General features: G+C 73.6%; 15 protein-coding genes. 7 read left to right on the plus strand and 8 right to left on the minus strand.

The features are described from left to right. Positions 1–222 precede the first annotated feature (222 nt). Entirely contained in the window at positions 223–1,116 is an 894-nt protein-coding gene (locus tag ACXR2U_RS14155) for an NUDIX domain-containing protein (RefSeq protein WP_458825697.1), read from the plus strand. On the opposite strand, the gene ACXR2U_RS14160 is transcribed toward ACXR2U_RS14155, so the two are convergent. Further along, positions 1,102–2,745 (minus strand): S53 family peptidase, encoded by a 1,644-nt coding sequence (locus tag ACXR2U_RS14160; protein ID WP_458825699.1) that lies wholly within the window; start codon positions 2,743–2,745, stop codon positions 1,102–1,104. The genes ACXR2U_RS14155 and ACXR2U_RS14160 overlap by 15 nt on opposite strands. Positions 2,746–2,808: 63 nt before the next feature. Between ACXR2U_RS14160 and ACXR2U_RS14165 the strand changes: the two genes are divergently transcribed. Continuing rightward, the gene (locus ACXR2U_RS14165) at positions 2,809–3,720 is read left to right on the plus strand and encodes a phosphatase PAP2 family protein (RefSeq protein ID WP_458825700.1); all 912 of its coding nucleotides are present in this window, start codon (positions 2,809–2,811) and stop codon (positions 3,718–3,720) included. Here ACXR2U_RS14165 and ACXR2U_RS14170 read toward each other — a convergent pair. Both ACXR2U_RS14170 and ACXR2U_RS14175 read right to left on the minus strand, forming a co-directional pair. After that, on the minus strand, positions 3,667–4,653 hold the full coding sequence (locus ACXR2U_RS14170) for an EamA family transporter (RefSeq protein WP_458825701.1): 987 nt from the start codon (positions 4,651–4,653) through the stop codon (positions 3,667–3,669). The genes ACXR2U_RS14165 and ACXR2U_RS14170 overlap by 54 nt on opposite strands. Positions 4,654–4,704: 51 nt before the next feature. Further along, complete coding sequence (locus ACXR2U_RS14175) at positions 4,705–5,106, minus strand: hypothetical protein (RefSeq protein ID WP_458825702.1); 402 nt, start codon at positions 5,104–5,106, stop codon at positions 4,705–4,707. Between the two features lie 98 nt (positions 5,107–5,204). Here ACXR2U_RS14175 and ACXR2U_RS14180 point away from each other — a divergent pair, with 98 nt between their 5' ends. The 5 genes from ACXR2U_RS14180 (at position 5,205) to ACXR2U_RS14200 (ending at position 11,978) form a co-directional block, all read left to right on the plus strand. Then, positions 5,205–7,088 (plus strand): glycoside hydrolase family 15 protein, encoded by a 1,884-nt coding sequence (locus ACXR2U_RS14180; protein ID WP_458825703.1) that lies wholly within the window; start codon positions 5,205–5,207, stop codon positions 7,086–7,088. A 117-nt stretch (positions 7,089–7,205) separates the two neighbouring features. Further along, positions 7,206–7,394 (plus strand): hypothetical protein, encoded by a 189-nt coding sequence (locus tag ACXR2U_RS14185; protein ID WP_458825704.1) that lies wholly within the window; start codon positions 7,206–7,208, stop codon positions 7,392–7,394. Between the two features lie 229 nt (positions 7,395–7,623). Continuing rightward, the gene (locus ACXR2U_RS14190; RefSeq protein ID WP_458825705.1) at positions 7,624–9,084 is read left to right on the plus strand and encodes an MFS transporter; all 1,461 of its coding nucleotides are present in this window, start codon (positions 7,624–7,626) and stop codon (positions 9,082–9,084) included. A 28-nt stretch (positions 9,085–9,112) separates the two neighbouring features. Then, positions 9,113–10,741, plus strand: coding sequence for a Na+/H+ antiporter (locus tag ACXR2U_RS14195; RefSeq protein WP_458825706.1), 1,629 nt, complete (start codon positions 9,113–9,115; stop codon positions 10,739–10,741). Positions 10,742–10,820: 79 nt separating this feature from the next. Beyond that, entirely contained in the window at positions 10,821–11,978 is a 1,158-nt protein-coding gene (locus ACXR2U_RS14200) for a calcium:cation antiporter (RefSeq protein WP_458825708.1), read from the plus strand. A gap of 28 nt (positions 11,979–12,006) precedes the next feature. On the opposite strand, the gene ACXR2U_RS14205 is transcribed toward ACXR2U_RS14200, so the two are convergent. The 5 genes from ACXR2U_RS14205 to hrpA all read right to left on the minus strand — a co-directional run bounded on the left by ACXR2U_RS14205 (position 12,007) and on the right by hrpA (position 18,005). Further along, the gene (locus tag ACXR2U_RS14205) at positions 12,007–12,444 is read right to left on the minus strand and encodes a protein-tyrosine phosphatase family protein (RefSeq protein WP_458825709.1); all 438 of its coding nucleotides are present in this window, start codon (positions 12,442–12,444) and stop codon (positions 12,007–12,009) included. Continuing rightward, positions 12,445–12,939 carry a metallophosphoesterase family protein gene (locus ACXR2U_RS14210; RefSeq protein ID WP_458825710.1) on the minus strand — a complete coding sequence of 165 codons (495 nt, stop codon included), beginning with the start codon at positions 12,937–12,939 and terminating at the stop codon, positions 12,445–12,447. It abuts the gene before it with no gap. Then, positions 12,936–13,373, minus strand: coding sequence for an SRPBCC family protein (locus ACXR2U_RS14215; RefSeq protein ID WP_458825748.1), 438 nt, complete (start codon positions 13,371–13,373; stop codon positions 12,936–12,938). Before ACXR2U_RS14215 ends, ACXR2U_RS14210 begins: the two co-directional genes overlap by 4 nt. Next, positions 13,331–14,029 carry a dienelactone hydrolase family protein gene (locus ACXR2U_RS14220; RefSeq protein WP_458825711.1) on the minus strand — a complete coding sequence of 233 codons (699 nt, stop codon included), beginning with the start codon at positions 14,027–14,029 and terminating at the stop codon, positions 13,331–13,333. The genes ACXR2U_RS14215 and ACXR2U_RS14220 overlap by 43 nt, the downstream gene beginning before the upstream one ends. 64 nt (positions 14,030–14,093) lie before the next feature. Beyond that, on the minus strand, positions 14,094–18,005 hold the full coding sequence (gene hrpA, locus ACXR2U_RS14225; protein ID WP_458825712.1) for an ATP-dependent RNA helicase HrpA: 3,912 nt from the start codon (positions 18,003–18,005) through the stop codon (positions 14,094–14,096). Between the last annotated feature and the right edge of the window lie 79 nt (positions 18,006–18,084).

An 18,084-nucleotide genomic window follows, 5' to 3' on the forward strand; every position in this document is an offset into this window, starting at 1 on the left:
CGCCGGTCCGCATCATGGCCCCCGGTCCCACAACTGCCGCCACGAGCGGCCTTCCGCCGAGAGGCGACCTGGCGGGCCGGTGTCCACATCCCCGTCATCCCGCCGTGCACCGTCCCGCGGGCGGCTCCGGCCGACCGCGACCCGCCACGGCCCCCAGACCCGTCACGACCTCCAGACCCGTCACAACCCCCAGACCCGTCACGACCCGTCGAGGTGAGACCCGTGCGCCGCCGCCCCGGAACCGGCAACGGCTTCGTCGTGTGCGCGGACGGCCACACCCACTGGGGCCGACTCGGCGCCGCGGGGCTGCTGCTCGACGACGGCGCGGGCCACACCCTGCTGCAGCACCGCGCGCCCTGGACCCACGAGGGCGGCACCTGGAGCGTCACCGGCGGCGCGCGCGACGACGGCGAGGACGCGGTCACCGCGGCGTTGCGGGAGTCGGCCGAGGAGGCCGGCCTCGCGGCGTCCGACGTGCGGCCGGTCGGCTGGTCGGTCGTCGACCACGACGGCTGGACCTACACCACGGTGGTCGCGACCACCGTCGGAGCGCGACCCGAACCGCGGGCCCGCAACGACGAGAGCACCGAGATCCGCTGGTGGCCCGACGACAAGATCGACGACCTGGCACTGCACGCCGGGTTCGCGGCGTCGTGGGGTGTCCTCCGGGTCCGCCCCCGACCGCTCACCGTGCTCGTGGACGTCGCGAACGTCATGGGCTCCCGGCCCGACGGCTGGTGGCGCGACCGCGCCGGTGCCGCGACCCGGTGGCGCGCCGACCTCACGGCCGGCGTGACGCGCGGCTGGCCGGCCGCGGACCTGCCCGCGGGCCTGGACGCCGGACCCCTGGACGCCCTCACCCCACGGCTGCGCCTGGTGCTCGAGGGCGCGGCCCGTGGCGCCGCGGCACCCACCGCCACCGGCTGGGCCGACGCGCTGGTCACGGTGGTCGACGCCCCCGGCAGCGGTGACGACACGGTCGCGGCCGAGGCGGAGCGGCTCGCCGCGACCGACGACCAGCTGCTGGTCGTCACCGCCGACCGGGAACTGCGCGAGCGGATCCGCGCGGTCGCTCCGGACGCCGTGCTCGCCGGCCCCCGCTCACTGCCCGCCTGAGCCTCCGGCCCCCCGCAGCGCGGCGAGCAGCGCCTCACCGTCGGGGACCCCGAGGCCGGTGCAGGCGTCCCACCCCGGGCCGGCGGAGTAGTCGCCGTTGCTGCCCTCGGTGACGTCGCGGAACCCCTCGGGCACGGCTCCCTCACCACCCCCGCGGTACAGCAGCGGGTGGGCAAGCCCGAGGGGGCGCCCCAGCAGTTGGGCGAGGCGGCAGACGAGGGCCGCCCACAGCGGCGCCACGGCGCTGGTGCCGCCGATGACGGCCTCGGTGCCGTCGACCAGCACCTCGTAGCCGGTCTGCGGGTCGGCCGTGGCCGCGACGTCGGGCACGCCCCGACCCCCCGCCCCGGTGTCGACCTGGGTGGGCACGCCCGCTCCCGCCTGCCAGTCGGGGAGCGGGAACCCGGTGCTCACGCCACCGCCGGTGGCGCCGTTGCCGGACACCCCGCCCCACACGGTCTCCGAACGCACCTCGCCGGTGGCGGGGTCGGCGTTGAGCCGGGTCCCGCCGCAGGCCAGGGCGTGGGGGCTCGAGGCCGGGAAGTCGACGTGGGCCCTCCCGTCGGACACCCGGTCGGAGCTGCCGTCGTCACCGGCGGCGCAGGTGACGGTCACCCCGAGGGCCGCAGCGTCGGCGAACGCCTCGTCCATCGCGGTGCGGGCCTGGACGGTCCAAGCGTCCTCCGCCTGACCCCAGCTGATCGACACGGCGGTCGGCGCCGGGTCGGCGTGGGCCGCCTCGCTCACGGCGTCGAGGAACCCGGCATCGGTGTTGGGGGCGAAGTACACGACGATCTCGGCGCCCGGGGCGAGCCCGCCCGCCACCTCGATGTCGAGCAGCACCTCGCCGTCGGCGCCGCTCGGGTCGTTCTCGGGCGCGTTCGAGGCGCCGTCGACCCCCACCGCGGTGACGGTCGGGCGCCCGACGCCGAGGCCGGCGAAGTAGGTGTCGAGCTCGGCGTCGGTGTAGCCGCCCCCGAGCTCGATGATCGCGATCCGCTGGCCGGTGCCGTCGGCCTCGGGCATGGCGTAGACCCGGGCGAGGTCGACCGGGGTGTAGCTGACCGCCGCGGCGGCCCGCGGCAGCACGACGATGGCCCGGGAGCGGGCCTGCGGCCGGTCGTCGAGTCCGAGCACGGCGACCACGACACCCGCGAGTTCCTCGGGCACCGAGAGCCCACCGGTGCGCTGCCGGAAGCGCACGCCGTCGGCCTCCGCCTCCTGCAGGTCGGTGCCGAACTCCCGCGCCACGGTCTCCACCGGCCCGGAGAGCCGGACCCGCCGCGAGCCGGGATCGGCCGACTCGACCGTGAGCCCCGACGCGGCCGCCCAGGACCGGACGGCCTCGACGTCGGCTGCGGACGCGCCGAACCGTTCGCCGAGTTCCGCCCGGCCGATCGGCGCGGGCAGCGACGCCGGATCGAGCGGCTCGCGCCGACGCAGCACCACGGTGACCGGCACGGTGGTCGACGCCGGCACCCCACCGGAGGTGACGGCACGGGGGACGGGCCGCCGGTCGGAGCCGGGTACCGGGACGGCCGCGGACGAGGTCGACCCGGAGGGGGTCGACTCGGAGGGGGTCGACTCGGAGGGGGTGGAGGACGGTGCGGTGGGGGGTTGTTCGCTCATGCCCGAGAGTCTGTCCGCACGCACCGACAGTTTCGAGGGGCAGTGCGAGACTCTCGACCAACGATGACAAACCTCAACCTGACCGGCCCGCAGTCGGCCGTCCTCGCCGCGGGCCTCGCGGTCGCGGGCCTCGCGCTGCACGCCGTCGGGACCCGCCACCCCCGCTCCCGGGCCGCTGCGCCGTACCTCTTCGAGGCGGGCGTCGTCGCCGTGCTCTACGCGGTGTGGCAGTGGCTCGCGAGCTTCGGGCACGCACGGCTCGGCACCGCCGTCGCCCGCGGTGAGACGCTGCTGCGCTGGCAGGACGACCTGCACCTGCCCAGCGAACTGGCCCTGCAGCGTGCGGTGCTCCCCCACCCGTGGCTGGTCCAGGCCGCGAACCTCTACTACGCCGTGGCCCACTTCACCGTCATGGGGCTGCTGCTCGCGTGGCTGTTCATCCGGCACCGCCGGAGGTACCCGCCGGTGCGGTCGGTGCTGGTGGTCGTCACCGCGGCGTGCCTCGCCATCCAGTTCCTCGCCGTCGCCCCACCCCGCCTGCTGCCCGGCGCCGGCTTCGTCGACACCCCGGCGCTCTACGGACAGTCGGTCTACGGCTCGCTCACCAGTGACGACGTCCGCACGCTCGGCGGCGTCGACTTCGGGGCCGACCAGCTCTCGGCCATGCCGTCGGTCCACGTCGCCTGGGCGCTGCTGGTCGCGCTCGCCGTCCAGTGGGCGTCCACCTCACGGTGGCGGGTGCTGGTCTGGCTGCACCCGGTCGTCACGGTGCTGGTCATCGTCGTGACGGCCAACCACTACTGGGCCGACGGGATCGTCGCGGCCGTCCTGCTCGCGCTGGCCGTCCTGCTCGTGCGTTCCACCCGGCGGGTGTGGCGGCGGCACCGTACGGCCGCCGCCGCGCGACCCGCGCCGGAGGCGTCAGACCGCCTCGACGGTGGCGGGGTCGTCGAGGGGGTCACGCCGGTCGGCTGACGCCCGCCGCGGAGCACCGGTCCTCCTGTTCGAGAAGACCGTGACCCCAGCGCACGCCGCCACCACGAGGACGAGCCCGACCCACTGCACCGGCGTCAGCACCTGGCCGATGACGACCAACCCGGCCACCGACGCGATCGCGGGTTCGAGGCTCATGAGCACACCGAAGGTGGCGGGGGTGATCCGTCGCAGCGCGAACAGGTCCAGGGAGTACGGCACCCCCGACGACAGCAGCGCGATGGCCGCACCGCGCCACAGGGCGGGCCACGCCAGCAGGGCGTCGGCACCCACACCCGCGAGCCCGGCGGGCAGGACGAGGACGGCCGCGACCAGCATGGCCACGGTCAACCCGTCGGTGCGCGGGAAGATGGCCGCGGTGCGCGCCGAGAGCACGATGTAGACCGCCCAGCACGCCCCGGCCAGGGCGGCGAACGCGACCCCCGACACGTTGAGCGACGACGCGGCGTCGTGGGACTCCCCGAGTCCCAGCGTCACCACACCCCCGAGCGCGACGACGATCCACAGTCCGTCGAGCCACCGCCGCGACGACACCGCGGCGAGCGTCAACGGGCCGAGCATCTCGATCGACACCGCCGGCCCCAGCGGGATCCGGGCGATCGACTCGTAGAACGACAGGTTCATGGCGGCCAGGGCGACCCCGAACGCCAGCACCGTCGCCCACTCCCGGCGGGTACGCCCGGAGAACGTGCCGCGGTGGCTCCTGACGACCAACCGGGCCACCGCGGTCCCGAGCAGCAGCAGGACAGACGCGATCACCAGGCGCAACGTGACCGCACCGGCGGCCCCGACCCGGTCGAACAGCGTGACCGCGACCGCGCCGCCGAACTGCACCGAGACGGCGCCGGCTCCGACGAGGGCGATACCGACGCCCTGCGTGCGGCGGGTGAGGGTCCCGACGCCCGCGTCGCTCACGTCCCGCCGCCCGTCACCCGGCCAGTCTGACCAGCTGAGTACCCGGACGGCTCAGGGGGTGCGTCGCGGCTGCTCGCCGTAGGCCGGAGGGGTGTCGCCGTAGGCGGGTGGTGCGTCGACGTAGCGACCGCTCGCGGGCGCGGCGGAGTCGTCGCGCTCCTCGGACCCGGTACGCCGGGCGCGTTCGGCCAGCAGCGCGTTCTCCCGTTCGAGCTCCTTGCGCTCCTGTCGACGCCGGATCCCCCGGCGGCTGCCGCTGCGGATCAGCGCGATCCCGAGCAGCGCGACGATCGCGATGACAGCGCCGATGACCGCGACCCAGTACACGTCGACGTTCCACTCGCCGCCGAACGCCGCGAAGGTGGTGGTGTGGTCACCGCCGCTGTTCTCGTAGACTACGACCACCCCCGCCACCGCCGCGGCGAGCAGCAGGACCAGACCCAGGACGACCATCGCGCACTTCCCTCCCGCGGCCGTGGACCGGCGGCGTCTCACTGTCGGTGTACCCACGACCGCGGTTGCGCGCCGGACGACCTGGGCAGGGTCTGGACGTGGAACACACCGCCGACCGCGACACCGGCTGGGACCCCGACCGCGCCCTCGACCGCCACGGCCTGATCGGCGACACCCGGACGACGGCGCTGGTGTCCGCGGCGGGCACGGTCGACCACCTGTGCCTGCCGGACCACGACTCCCCCAGCGTGTTCGCCGCGTTGCTCGACCCCGACGTCGGCGGGTCGCTGCGGTGCGACGTCGAGACCGACGACGGCCCCACGCCGACCATCCGGCACCGACAGGCCTACCTGCCCGGCACGAACATCCTGGTGACCCGCCTGCAGGGCGGCGGCGCGATCGTCGAGATCACCGACTTCATGCTGCCGATGCACCTCGCCGACGGCCGCGAGGGTGTCGTCGTCCGGCGGGTCCGGGCGTTGCACGGTGCCCGCAAGGTGCGGCTCACGTTGTGGCCCGGGTTCGACTACGCCCGTGCCGACCACCGGACCACGGTCCGCGACGACGACGCCACGGTGGAGTTCGACGCCGGCGAGCACGGGACGCTCACCGCCCACGTCAGTGGCCGGTTCCGCGTCGAGGACCGCGACCGGCGTGGATCGGCCGCCGTCGCGGACCTCGAACTCGGCGAGGACGAGACGGCCACGATGGTCCTGCACTGGGGCGACGGCACCACCGCGTCGGAGTGTCTCGCCGAGGCCGACCGCTGGCTCGACGTCACCACCCGCTACTGGCAGGACTGGCTCGACACCTGCACCTACGACGGCCGGTGGCGCGACGCCGTCCACCGCAGCGCCCTCTGCCTGAAACTGTTGCAGCATGCACCGACGGGTGGCATCGTCGCGAGCCCGACGTTCAGCCTCCCGGAGTGGCCGGGCGCCGACCGCAACTGGGACTACCGCTACGTCTGGCTGCGCGACGCCGCGTTCGTCATGTTCGCCATGCTGCGCATCGGCTTCGTCGACGAGTGCCGGGCCTTCGCGTTGTGGTTGGTGCAGCGGTGCCAGGACATCGTCGACGGCGCGGGTCTGCACCCGGTCTACCGGCTCGACGGTTCCCCGCCGCCGGAGGAGGTCGAGCTCGACCACCTCGCGGGGTTCGCCGGCAGCACGCCCGTGCGCGTCGGCAACAACGCGTACGGCCAGGTGCAGCTCGACGTCCTGGGCGAGGTCATGGACGCGCTCTACCTCTACGACCGGGTCGACCCGATCTCGTGGCGGTTGTGGGAGGCGCTGACCGTCCAGCTGGACTGGCTCGCCGAGCACTGGGAGGAACCCGACGCCGGCATCTGGGAGGTCCGTGGCGAACGGCAGCAGTTCGTCTCGAGCAAGGTGCTGGTCTGGGTCGCCTTCGAACGCGCGGGGCGCCTGGCCCGGCGCCGGGGTCTCCCCGGGGAGCACGACCGGTGGCGCGACCTCGCCGACCGTGCGTACCGGTGGGTGCAGGAGCACGGCTGGGACGAGGAGACCGGTGCGTACGTCCAGCGCGCCGGCAGCAGCGACCTCGACTCGTCGGCGCTGCTGATCCCCATGCTCCGCTTCGCGTCCGGCAACGATCCCCGGGTGGCCTCGACGATGGACGTCATCGCCGAGCGTCTCGGCACCGACGGGCTGATCTACCGCTACCAGACCCGCGAGCAGGACCGGGACGCCTCGCACCTGGACGGCGTCGGCGGCGAGGAGGGCACGTTCACCGTGAGCACGTTCTGGCACGTCGAGAACCTGGCGCGTGCCGGCCGGGTCGGCGACGCCCGACGGGCGTTCGAACGCACCCTCACCTACGCCGGCGAACTGGCCCTGTTCGCCGAGCAGATCGGCCCGGCGGGCGAAGCCCTCGGCAACTACCCGCAGGGCCTCACCCACCTCGGGCTCATCAGCGCCGCGACCACCCTCGACCGGCGGCTGCACCGGTCGTCGTCGTAGCGCTGGTCACGCCGGACACCGCACGCCGGTTGAACGTGTACGGGGCCGGGTACGGCAGCCGGGGGTGCCGATCCGTGTCGGTGCCCGGAGTAGACACGACACGACGAGGAGGTCGACATGGCAGACGTGGGTGAGACCCGCCCGGCGGGCGAAGGTGTGAGCGACACCGAGATGACCGAGCAGGTGGCCCAGCAGACCTCGAGCGACCTCGAGGCGGAGGACGTCTTCGAGCGCGACGCCGACGGCGTCGACCACCCGACCGAGGCGGCCAAGGAATCGGCGGACGAGGTCGAGTCCGACGGCTGAGAACACACCCGGCCGCCACGAGACCGGCTCGATCCACGTCGAGGACCTCGTCGCCGCCGACGACGCCGCCCGCGAGGCGGCCCGTGCGGAACGCGTCGCGGCCGCACCTCCCGCCGACCCGCCGCGACCCGACGACCGTGGTCGGGGCGGCGGTGGCGACAACTCGGGCGACGACGGTCCTGACCCGAACCGGTGGAAGGCCCTCACCGTCTGCCTGGTCGGCGGGGCGATGGTGCTGCTCGACGTCTCGATCGTGAACGTCGCGCTGCAGTCGATCCGTGAGAGCTCGCTCAAGCCCAGTGGCGACGAGATCCAGTGGGTGCTCGCGGGGTACGCGTTGACCTTCGGTCTGCTGCTCGTCCCCGCGGGTCGGCTGGGCGACGTCCGCGGACGTCGCACGGTCTTCCTGTGGGGCGTCGCGCTGTTCACCGCCGCCAGCGTGCTCTGCGGGGCCGCCCAGAGCGGCATCTGGCTCGTGATCGCCCGCCTCGCGCAGGGCCTCGCCGGTGGCCTGCTGACGCCGCAGATCACCGCGATCATCCAGCAGCAGTTCAAGGGCCCCGAGCGCGCCAAGGCCTTCGGGTTGTTCGGCGCGATGGTCGGCATCGCCACGGCGATCGGCCCGCTGCTCGGCGGCGTCCTCATCACCATCTTCGGCAACGCCGAGGGCTGGCGGTACGTGTTCTTCGTGAACATCCCGATCGGCGCGGCCGTCCTGGCGTTCGGCCCTCGCTTCCTCCCCGGTGCCACCGCGGGCCAGCGCGACCGCCGCAAGCACGACTACGACCCCGTCGGGGTGGTCCTGCTCGGCGCGGGCGTGGTGGTGCTGCTGCTGCCGTTCGTGCAGGAGCAGACGTGGAAGGGCTCGGCCAAGTGGCTGTTGGTGCCGCTCGCCGCGGTGCTGCTCGGCCTGTTCGTGCTCTGGGAGTTCCGCTACCGGCGTCGCCAGCACGAGCCGATGGTCGACATGCAGCTGTTCAACCGACGTTCGTACTCCTTCGGCACCGCCATCATCACCCTGTACTTCGCGGGGTTCGTGCCGCTGTTCTTCATCTTCAGCCTCTTGCTGCAGTCACCGGAGCCCGGCGGCCTCGGGTACTCGGCCCTGCTCGCCGGTGTCGCCACCGTGCCGTTCGCGGTCGGGTCGGGAGTCTCGGCCGTCATCGGCGGCAAGATCGTGGACCGCGCGGGTCGATCGGTGATCGCGGCCGGGCTGGTCATGGTCGCCATGGGCTTCGTCGGGGTGTGGCTCGCCGTGCACGAGGCGGGCACCGACCACCTGCTGGGCTGGTACGCGGCCGGACCGCTGCTGCTGGCCGGGTTCGGTTCCGGGCTGGTCATCTCGCCGAACCAGACGCTCACGCTCTCGCAGGTCCCGCCCGCCCAGGGCGGCTCGGCCGGTGGCGTGCTGCAGGTCGGGCAGCGGGTCGGCTCGGCGATCGGCATCGCCGCGGTGGGCTCGGTGTTCTACGCCCGGCTCGCCAGCACCCGGGGTGAGTTCCCCGACGCCGTCCAGCACGGGCTGATCGTGGCGTTCGGGTTCGTCGTGGCGGCGTTGGTCGTGAGCGCCGCCGACGTGCTGGTGAACCGCTCGGTCGAGCGGCGCGCGCACGGCGACGAGCAGGGCGCGGCCCGGCCCGCCGGCCAGACGGCCGTCACGGCCGAGCCCGCCGCCTCCACCCCGACCTGAACCACGTCGTTCACACCCGTCCGGAAGGATGGGCCCGGTGCACCTCGAAGCCGTCCTGCTGTTCGTCCTCGCGGCGGTGGCGGTCGTCGTCCTGGTGCACTCGGTGGCCGAGCACACGGGCTTCCCGGCGGCGGCGCTGCTGACGATCTGCGGGATCGTCTACGCGTTGCTGCCGGGCCCGAACATCGAGCTCGACCCCGAGATCGTCCTCACGCTCATCATCCCGCCGTTGCTCTACAGCGCGGCGCTCGACGCGTCACTGGGCGCGATCCGGCGCAACCTGCGCCCGGTCATCAGCCTGTCGGTGCTGCTCGTGCTCGCCACCGCGCTGCTGGTCGGCGTCGGCTTCGCGATGTTCGTCGCCGGAGCGACCCTCGCGGCGGGCGTCGCCCTGGGCGCGGCCATCGCCCCGCCCGACCCGGTCGCGGCCCTCGCGGTCGGCCAGCGGGTCGGTCTGCCCGGTCGCATCACCACCCTCATCCAGGGCGAGGGTCTGCTCAACGACGCCACCGCCCTCACCACGCTCACCGTGGCGGTGGCGGCGGCCACCGGCGACGGGTTCTCACTGGGCGGGGCCACCGGGCAGTTCCTGCTCGCCGCCGCCGGCGGACTGGTCGTCGGGCTGGTCGTCGCCCTGTTCGTCCGGCTGATCCGCCCGGTCACCCGCGACCCGCTCACGGCGAACGCGGTCTCGCTCGCGACCCCGTTCGCGGCGTACCTGCTCGGCGAGGAGCTGCACGTGTCCGGCGTGCTCGCCGTCGTCGTCGCCGGGCTCATCGTCGGCCACGACGCCCCGCGCACGTCGAGCGGGGCCAGTCGGTTGCAGGTCGCCTCGGTCTGGCGGCTCGTCGACTTCGTCCTCGAGGGGTTCGTGTTCCTGCTCATCGGCCAACAGCTGCCGGCCGTGGTGAGCGGTCTGGGCGAGTACCGGATCTCGACCATCGTCACCGCGATCGCCATCAGCGTCGGGGTGGTGCTGGTGCTGCGGCCGCTCTGGCTGGTGCTCATGCAGCTGCTGCCGGTCGGCTTCCACACCCGACTGGGGGGTGGCGACCGCCGCAGCCAGCAGCTGTCGTGGAAGGAGGTCGTGGTCATGAGCTGGGCCGGGACCCGCGGGGTCATCACCCTCGCCGCGATCTTCACGCTGCCGCTGCTCACCGACGACGGCGAAGCGTTCCCCGACCGCGACCTGCTGCTGTTCTGCGCCTTCGTCGTCGTGCTGGTCACGCTCGTCGGGCAGGGCCTGACGTTCGGCCCGCTCGCGCGCGCGCTCGGTGTGCGCGCCAACGCCGCCGACCTGGCACGCAACCGCAACGAGGCCCGCGTGGCGGCGGTCGAGGCCGCACTGTCCCGGCTCGACGAGATCGCCCACGACGAGCACCTGTCCGACGACACCCTCGACGCGATGCGCCAGCAGCTCACCCACCGGGCCGAGCGGTACCGCGGCCGCCTCGACCTGCTCTCGACCGCCGGCGGCGGCGAGCTCCCGGTGTCGCCGGGGTACGAGGCGGCGCTACGCGCGCGGCGGGCCGTCATCGACGCGCAGCGCGACGAACTGCTGCGCTGGCGTGACAGTGGCCGCCTGCCCGACGACGGCCTGCGCACCCTCGAGCGCGAACTGGACTACGAGGAACGGACCCTGCCCGACCGTCGGTGAAGCGGTCGCCCGGAGCCGGCGCGGTGGTGGCTGTGCCGCGACAAAGCAGATGCTGAGGTTCGTCGGGCATGGTGGGGACGTGACGACGACGACCTCCGGCCGCCGCCCCGACAACCGCTCCACCGTCCTGTCCCGCGTCCCGTCGTGGACGACCCTCGGCCCGGTCATCGCGATCGTGGCGCTCGTGCTCACCTGGGGGCGCGAGCTGCCCGGCGTCTGGGTGGGCGTGGTCGCGGTGCTGCTCGGCGTCGCCGTGCTCGCGGCGGTGCACCACGCCGAGGTCGTCGCCCACAAGGTGGGCGAACCGTTCGGCTCCCTGGTGCTCGCGGTCGCGGTGACGGTCATCGAGGTCGCCCTGATCGTCACGTTGATGATCTCGGGCGGCAAGGGCGCGGAGACCCTCGCCCGCGACACCGTGTTCTCGGCGGTGATCATCACCTGCGCCGGGATCGTCGGGATCTCCCTGCTGGTGGCGACGCTGCGCAACACCCACGAGGTGCGCTTCAACGCCGACGGCCCCCGCTCGACGCTCGCCACCGTCACGACTCTGACCGTGTTGTGCCTGGTGCTGCCGACCCTGACGACCTCGGTCGACTCCCCCGAGTTCTCCGGTGCGCAACTGGCTTTCGCGGCGGTGGTGTCGGCTGCGCTCTACGCCCTGTTCGTGTTCACCCAGACGGTCCGGCACCGCGACTACTTCCTGCCGGTCGACCACAAGGGCAGGGTCGTCTCGGCGGAGACCATGGCCGAGGAGGACGACGAGCACGCCGACCCGCCGTCGAACCGCACCACCTGGGTCAGCGTCGGGCTGCTGGCCGTCTCCCTCGTCGGCGTGGTCGGACTGGCCAAGATCGAGTCGCCGTCGATCGAGAAGGGCGTGGCGGCCGTCGGGTTCCCGCCGTCCGTGGTGGGCATCGTGATCGCGCTGCTGGTCCTGCTCCCCGAGACCCTCGCCGCGGTGCGCGCGGCCCGGCGCGGTCGGTTGCAGACCAGCCTGAACCTCGCCCTGGGCTCGGCCATGGCGAGCATCGGCATGACCATCCCGGCCATCGCCGTGGCGTCCATCTTCCTGGACGGGCCGGTCCTGCTGGGGCTCGGCAGCACCCAGATCGCGATCCTCGCCCTGACCATCGTGGTGTCGGCGTTGACGATCATCCCGGGGCGGGCCTCGCTCATGCAGGCGGGCACCCACCTGTTGGTGGTGGCGAGCTTCCTGTTCTTCGCCATCAGTCCCTGACCGGGCCCGGGGTCGGGCGCGGCGCGGGTCAGCCGCGGAATCGTTGCACGTAGCGCCGTTGCCACGGCGTCTCGACCGCGTTCGGGCGGTACTGCGACCGCACCCACGCCACGGCCTGGTCCGGTACCACACCGTCGAGCACCGCGAGACACGCGAGCGCCGTGCCGGTGCGGCCCCGGCCGCCGCCGCACGCGAGCTCGACCCGCTCGGTCGCCGCACGGTCGAGCGCCTCCCGGTACGCCGCCACCGCGTCGGCGCGGTCACGCGGCAGCCGGAAGTCCGGCCACGGCAGCCACCGCTGCGGCCAGGGCGTGGGTGGTGGTGGTCTCCCCAGCAGGTACAGGCCGAAGCTCGGCTCGACCCCACCGGCGTCAGTCGCGTCCGCACGCAGACCCCGGCCGCGCACCCGGCGTCCGGAGGGCAGCGTCACCACCCCCACGGCACCGGCCGGCCACGGCGACGCCACTCAACTGACCTCGACGAACCGCACCGACCGGACGACGCCGTCGGCGAGGTCGGCGACCGCGACCGTGCCGTGCGGCTGCCGGCGGCGGTCGGTGGGCGATCCGGGGTTGACCGCCCGCTGGGCGCCGGTCGTGACGTCCCACGGGATGTGCGAGTGCCCGAACACCACCAGCGCCGCGCCGGGGAACCGCCGCAGCAGTCGGGCCCCCCGGCCGTCACGCGGTCCGGAGTCGTGCACCATCGCGACCGCGACGCCGCCGACCTCGACCTCGACGACCTCGGTGGCACCCCACGCCGCCACGGCCGCGCCGTCGTTGTTGCCGTGTGCAACATGCACCGGGGCGAGCTGCGCCAGTTCGTCGAGGACCGACGGCTCGCAGACGTCCCCTGCGTGCAGGACGAGGTCGACACCGTCGAAGGCGGCCGCGACGCGGGGCGGCAGCCGCTTCCAGTACCGCGGCGCGTGGGTGTCCGAGACCAGCCCGACCCGGGTCACGGCTGGACCAGTCGCCCGATCGCCCACCGCGCGAGCGGCGTGTACCCCACGACCACCGGTGCGGGTCCCCGCATCCGCAGCGTCGTGGTCGAGCCGGACCCGTGCGGGTCGACCGCGTGCCACAGCCGGACCGTGATCGGTCCGACCGTGGCCCGCCACGACCACGTGCGGGCGAGTTCGTCGACGGTCTCGACCACGAAGTCCGCGCCGACACCGAACGGGCCGGTGACCCGGCCGGTCGCCCCCGGCGCGATGCGCGAGGTGTCGGCGTCGACGCGGACGATGTGCGGCGCCCACCCCGCCCACGCGTCGTAGTCGACGTAGCGCGCCCACGCGGCGTCCGCGTCGAGATCCCCCGACGCGTGCAGGGTGATCGGGATGTCGAGGATGCTCAGGACAGCTTCTCCCGCAGGAAGGCGACCGTGCGCGACCAGGCCTGCTCGGCGAGTTCCGGCTTGTGGGTGCCCATCTTGTCCTCGGGGTTCATGAACGCGTGGCCCGCGTCGTAGTAGAAGAACTCGACGTCGACGCCCGCCTCGGAGCGGATCTGCTCCGCCACGGCCCGGGCGTCGGACGCCGGCATCATCTGGTCCTCGTTGCCGTAGTGGCCCTGGACGGGCGCGGTGATCCCCACGTAGCTGTCCGGAGTGCCCGGCCCGACACCGTAGAACGGCACGATCGCGCCGATCTTGTCGCCTTGCTGGGCGCCGGTGAGCAGGGCGAACGCCCCACCCATGCAGAACCCGACCACGCCGACCTTCGCGGACGTCACGGCCTCGTGCCCGAGCAGGAAGTCCACGGCGCCGGAGAGATCCTGGGCCGCCCGGTCGACGGGCAGCGACTGCAGCATCTGCCCGGCCTCGTCGGAGTCGTGCGCGACCCGGCCGCCGTAGAGGTCGGGTGCCAGCGCCACGAAGCCCTCGCCCGCGAACCGGTCGACGACCTTCTTGTGACTGTCGTCGAGGCCCCACCACTCCTGGATGACGATGAGCCCCGGGCCGGAGCCGGACTCGGGCAGGGCCAGGTAGCCGTGGGCGGTGCCGCCGTTGCTGGGGAAGGTGACGTTCTGGTACGGGCTTTCGTCGGGCACGTGAGCTCCTCGCTCGTCAGAGATCGGGCCCGGTGTCGACCGGGCCCCCGTCCTTCGTACCCGGTCAGGGTGCGATCGCGTCGACGGCGCGGAAGATGCGCTTCTCCGACACCGGACGCGGCGTGCCGAGCGACTGCGCGAACAGGCTGACCCGCAACTCCTCGACCTGCCACCGCAGGTCGACGACGTCCGGCGCGGCGGCGCGCGCCGGGGGCAGCGCCGCCACGAGAGCGGTCACCGCCTCCTCGACGGCGGTCACGCGGGCGGACAGGGCGGTGTCGAGCGCGACGTCGCGGGGCAGCGCCTCCAGGCGCCGTTCGGCGGCACGCAGGTACCGCACCACGTCGGGCAGCCGGGCGTACCCCGTCCGGGTGAGGAACGGCGGCTTGACGAGTCGGATCAGCTGCGCCCGGACCTGCTCGACGGCGGGTCGCTGCGGTGCGGGTCGGTCGGCGCGCACCAGGGTCTGCACCGCCCAGGCCGCTTCGACGAGCGGGACGGCCCTCAGAGCGGCGTCACGGGTGGTCGCGACCAGGTGCGCCCCGATCCGCGCGGTGAGGGCCTCGAACTCCGCCCGCGACCACGCCGGGCCACCCGCCACACGCACGAGTTCGTCGAGGGCACAGTCGCACGCGTCCTGCACGAGCTCGGTGAGCGTGCCGTCGGGGGTGGCGCCGAGCAGCATGGTGGTGCGGGGATCCAGGCCGCGCACGACGGTGCGCACCGGCGAGGGCAGCGTCTGCCGCAGCAGCCACCGGGTCGCGGCCGCCATCGCCTGCTGCTGCTCGTACGCGGTGGCGCAGACCGCCACACCGACCCCGCCGTCGACCAGGGTCAGCGCCGGGAACAGCACGACGTCGTGGCCGGCGCTGTGTTCCTCCACCGTGCGCGGGAGTTCGTCGAGGTCGAACGAGGTCCGCACGCCGCGGCCGAGCCGGTCGAGCACGGCGGCACCGACCTCGCGCCGCACCGGGGCAGCGGTCTTCTCCTGCAGCGCCTCGAGGTCGTCGCCGCGGGCGACCACCTCACCGGCCTGCTCCACGACGACCGTGACGCGCAGGTGCGGGGGCAGCCGGTCCGGGCGGAAGTCGGCCAGCGGCACCAGCACGCCGGTGTCGGCGTGGATCGCGCGCTGCAACTGGTCGACCAGGGGGCCGTCGGCCGGGTCCATGCGCGCGAGTGCCGCGGTCGCGACGTTCGGGGCGGGCCCGAGTTGACGGCGGACGTCCTTCGGCAGCCCACGCACCAGCGCGGTGACCAGGTCGTGGCGCAGCGCCGGAACCTGCCAGTCGAACGTTGTCGAGGGCAACGATCCGACGACGTCGGCCGGCACGTGCACCGTGACACCGTCGTCGAGAGCGCCGGGATCGAACCGGTAGGTCAACGGCAGGGAGACGTCCCCGACCGTCCACTCGCGCGGCCGGTCCTCCAGGTCGGCCTCGGCCGCGAGCAACTGCTCGCGGGTGAGGTCGAGCTGGTGCTGGTCGGCCGTCTTCCACCACCGGTCGAAGTGCCGGACGGACACGACGTCGGCCGGCACGCGGGCGTCGTAGAAGGCGAAGATGGCCTCGTCGTCGACAGCGAGATCGCGCCGCCGCAACCGGTCCTCCAGCTCGGCGACCTCGTCCCGGACGGCCTGGTTGCGTTCCCAGAAGCGGTGGTGGGTGCGCCACTCCCCCTGCACCAGCGCGTGCCGGATGAACAGCTCCCGCGCGACCGGCGGGTCGATCCGGCCGTAGTCGACCCGGCGGCGGGGGGCCAGCACCAGCCCGTACAGCGTCACCCGTTCGTACCCCTGCACGTTGCCGCGCTCGGCGTTCCAGTGCGGTTCGCTGTAGGTGCGCGTGACCAGGTGCCCGGCGAGCTTCTCGACCAGCACCGGGTCGACACGCGCGACGGTGCGGGCGAACAACCGCGAGGTCTCGACCAACTCGCCGGCGACGACCCAGCGCGGCGGGCGCGAGGTCAAGCGCGAACCGGGCGCGATGACGAACCGGGCGCCGCGGGCGCCGACGAAGTCACGGGTGTCGCCCTGGCGGGCGCCGACGTGACCGAGCAGACCGGCGGTGACGGCGGTGAGCACGGCCCCGGACGACGCCTCCTGGTCCGCGGTCTGCATGCCCGCACCCCGCGCGGCCGCCCGCAGCTGGCCGACCAGGTCCTGCCACTCGCGTACCCGCAGGTAGTGCAGGAACTCCGAGCGGCACATCCGGCGGAACGCGTTGCCCGACAACGCCTGCTGCTGCTCACGCAGGTACCGCCAGAGGTTGAGCAGCGTGGTGAAGTCGGAGTCGTCGTCGGCGAAACGGGCGTGCGCCTGGTCGGCCTGCGGGCGCTGCTCGAGCGGACGTTCACGGACGTCGGGGATGGACAGCGCGGCCGCGATCACCAGGACCTCGCGCAGACACCCCTGGCGGTCGGCCTCGACGATCATGCGGGCCCAGCGGGGATCGACCGGCAGCCGCGCCATCGTGCGTCCGACGTCGGTGAGCGCCGGCTGATCCGTCGTTGCGTCCTGCAACGCCCCGAGCTCGAACAGCAGCGCGTGGGCGTCGCGGATGCTGCGCCGGTCCGGCGGGTCGAGGAACGGGAACGCCTCGATGTCGCCGAGCCGGAGCGCCGCCATCTGCAGCACGACCGCGGCGAGGTTCGTGCGCAGGATCTCCGGTTCCGTGAACTCCGGCCGCGCCGCGAAGTCGGCCTCGGAGTACAGCCGGATGGCGATGCCGTCGGCCACCCGGCCGCACCGGCCCGAACGCTGGTTGGCCGAGGCCTGACTGATCGGCTCGACCGGCAACCGTTGCACCTTGGTGCGGTTGCTGTACCGGGAGATCCGGGCCGTACCGGGATCGACCACGTAGTGCACGCCCGGCACGGTGATCGAGGTCTCGGCCACGTTGGTGGCCAGGACGACGTGGCGCCGGGTGTGCGGCGCGAACACCTTGTGCTGTTCGGCGGTCGACAACCGCGCGTAGAGCGGCAGCACGTCGGTGTCACGCAGGTCGAGCGCCTCGAGGGCGTCGGCGGTGTCGCGGATCTCCCGCTCCCCGGACAGGAACACCAGGATGTCGCCCGGACCCTCCGCCGTGAGCTCACGGACCGCGGCGATGACCCCCTCGGTCTGGTCGCGGGGTTCGCGGGCGTCGGTCGGGTCGTCGCCGACCTCGTCGGCGTCGGCCACGTACTCCAGCGGGCGGTAGCGCACCTCGACCGGGAAGGTCCGGCCCGACACCTCGACGATCGGTGCGCCCACCCCCGCCGCGTCCGCACCGTTCACATCTCGGCTCCCGCCACCGTTCACATCTCGGGTGACACCACCGTTCACACCTCGGCTGCCGCCGAAGTGCGCCGAGAACCGCTGCGGGTCGATCGTGGCCGAGGTGATGACGACCTTCAGGTCGGGCCGGCGCGGCAGCAGGCGCACGAGGTACCCGAGCAGGAAGTCGATGGTGAGGCTGCGTTCGTGGGCCTCGTCGATGATGAGGGTGTCGTACCGGCGCAGGTCGCGGTCGCGCGCGATCTCGGCCAGCAGGATGCCGTCGGTCATGACCTTCACCGAGGTGGAGTCGCTCACCCGGTCGGTGAACCGCACCGCGTAACCGACCGTCTCGCCGAGCGGCGTGCCGAGTTCGGACGCGATGCGTTCGGCGACGGTCCGGGCGGCGATGCGCCGCGGCTGGGTGTGGCCGATGACGCCGTCGACACCGCGTCCGAGTTCGAGGCAGATCTTGGGCAGCTGGGTGGTCTTGCCCGATCCGGTCTCCCCCGCCACGACCACGACCTGGTGGTCCCGGATCGCGGCGGCGATCTCCTCCCGCCGCGCCGAGACCGGCAGCTCGGGCGGGAAGGTCAGGACGGCGGGTCGCGCGGCGAGCCGGGCCTCCCGGCGCCGGGTGGCACCGGCGGTGTCGGGAGCGGGCCGGTTCGGCCGCCGGGGTCGGCGACGCCGGTCGGCGGCAGGACGGGCTTCGGACATCGCACCCACCAGCGTAGTGACGCCGTGGGGCAGACTGACACGACGTTTCCCGGGCCGACCCCGCCCACGTCACCAGGAG

This window comes from Jatrophihabitans sp. YIM 134969, assembly GCF_054456675.1.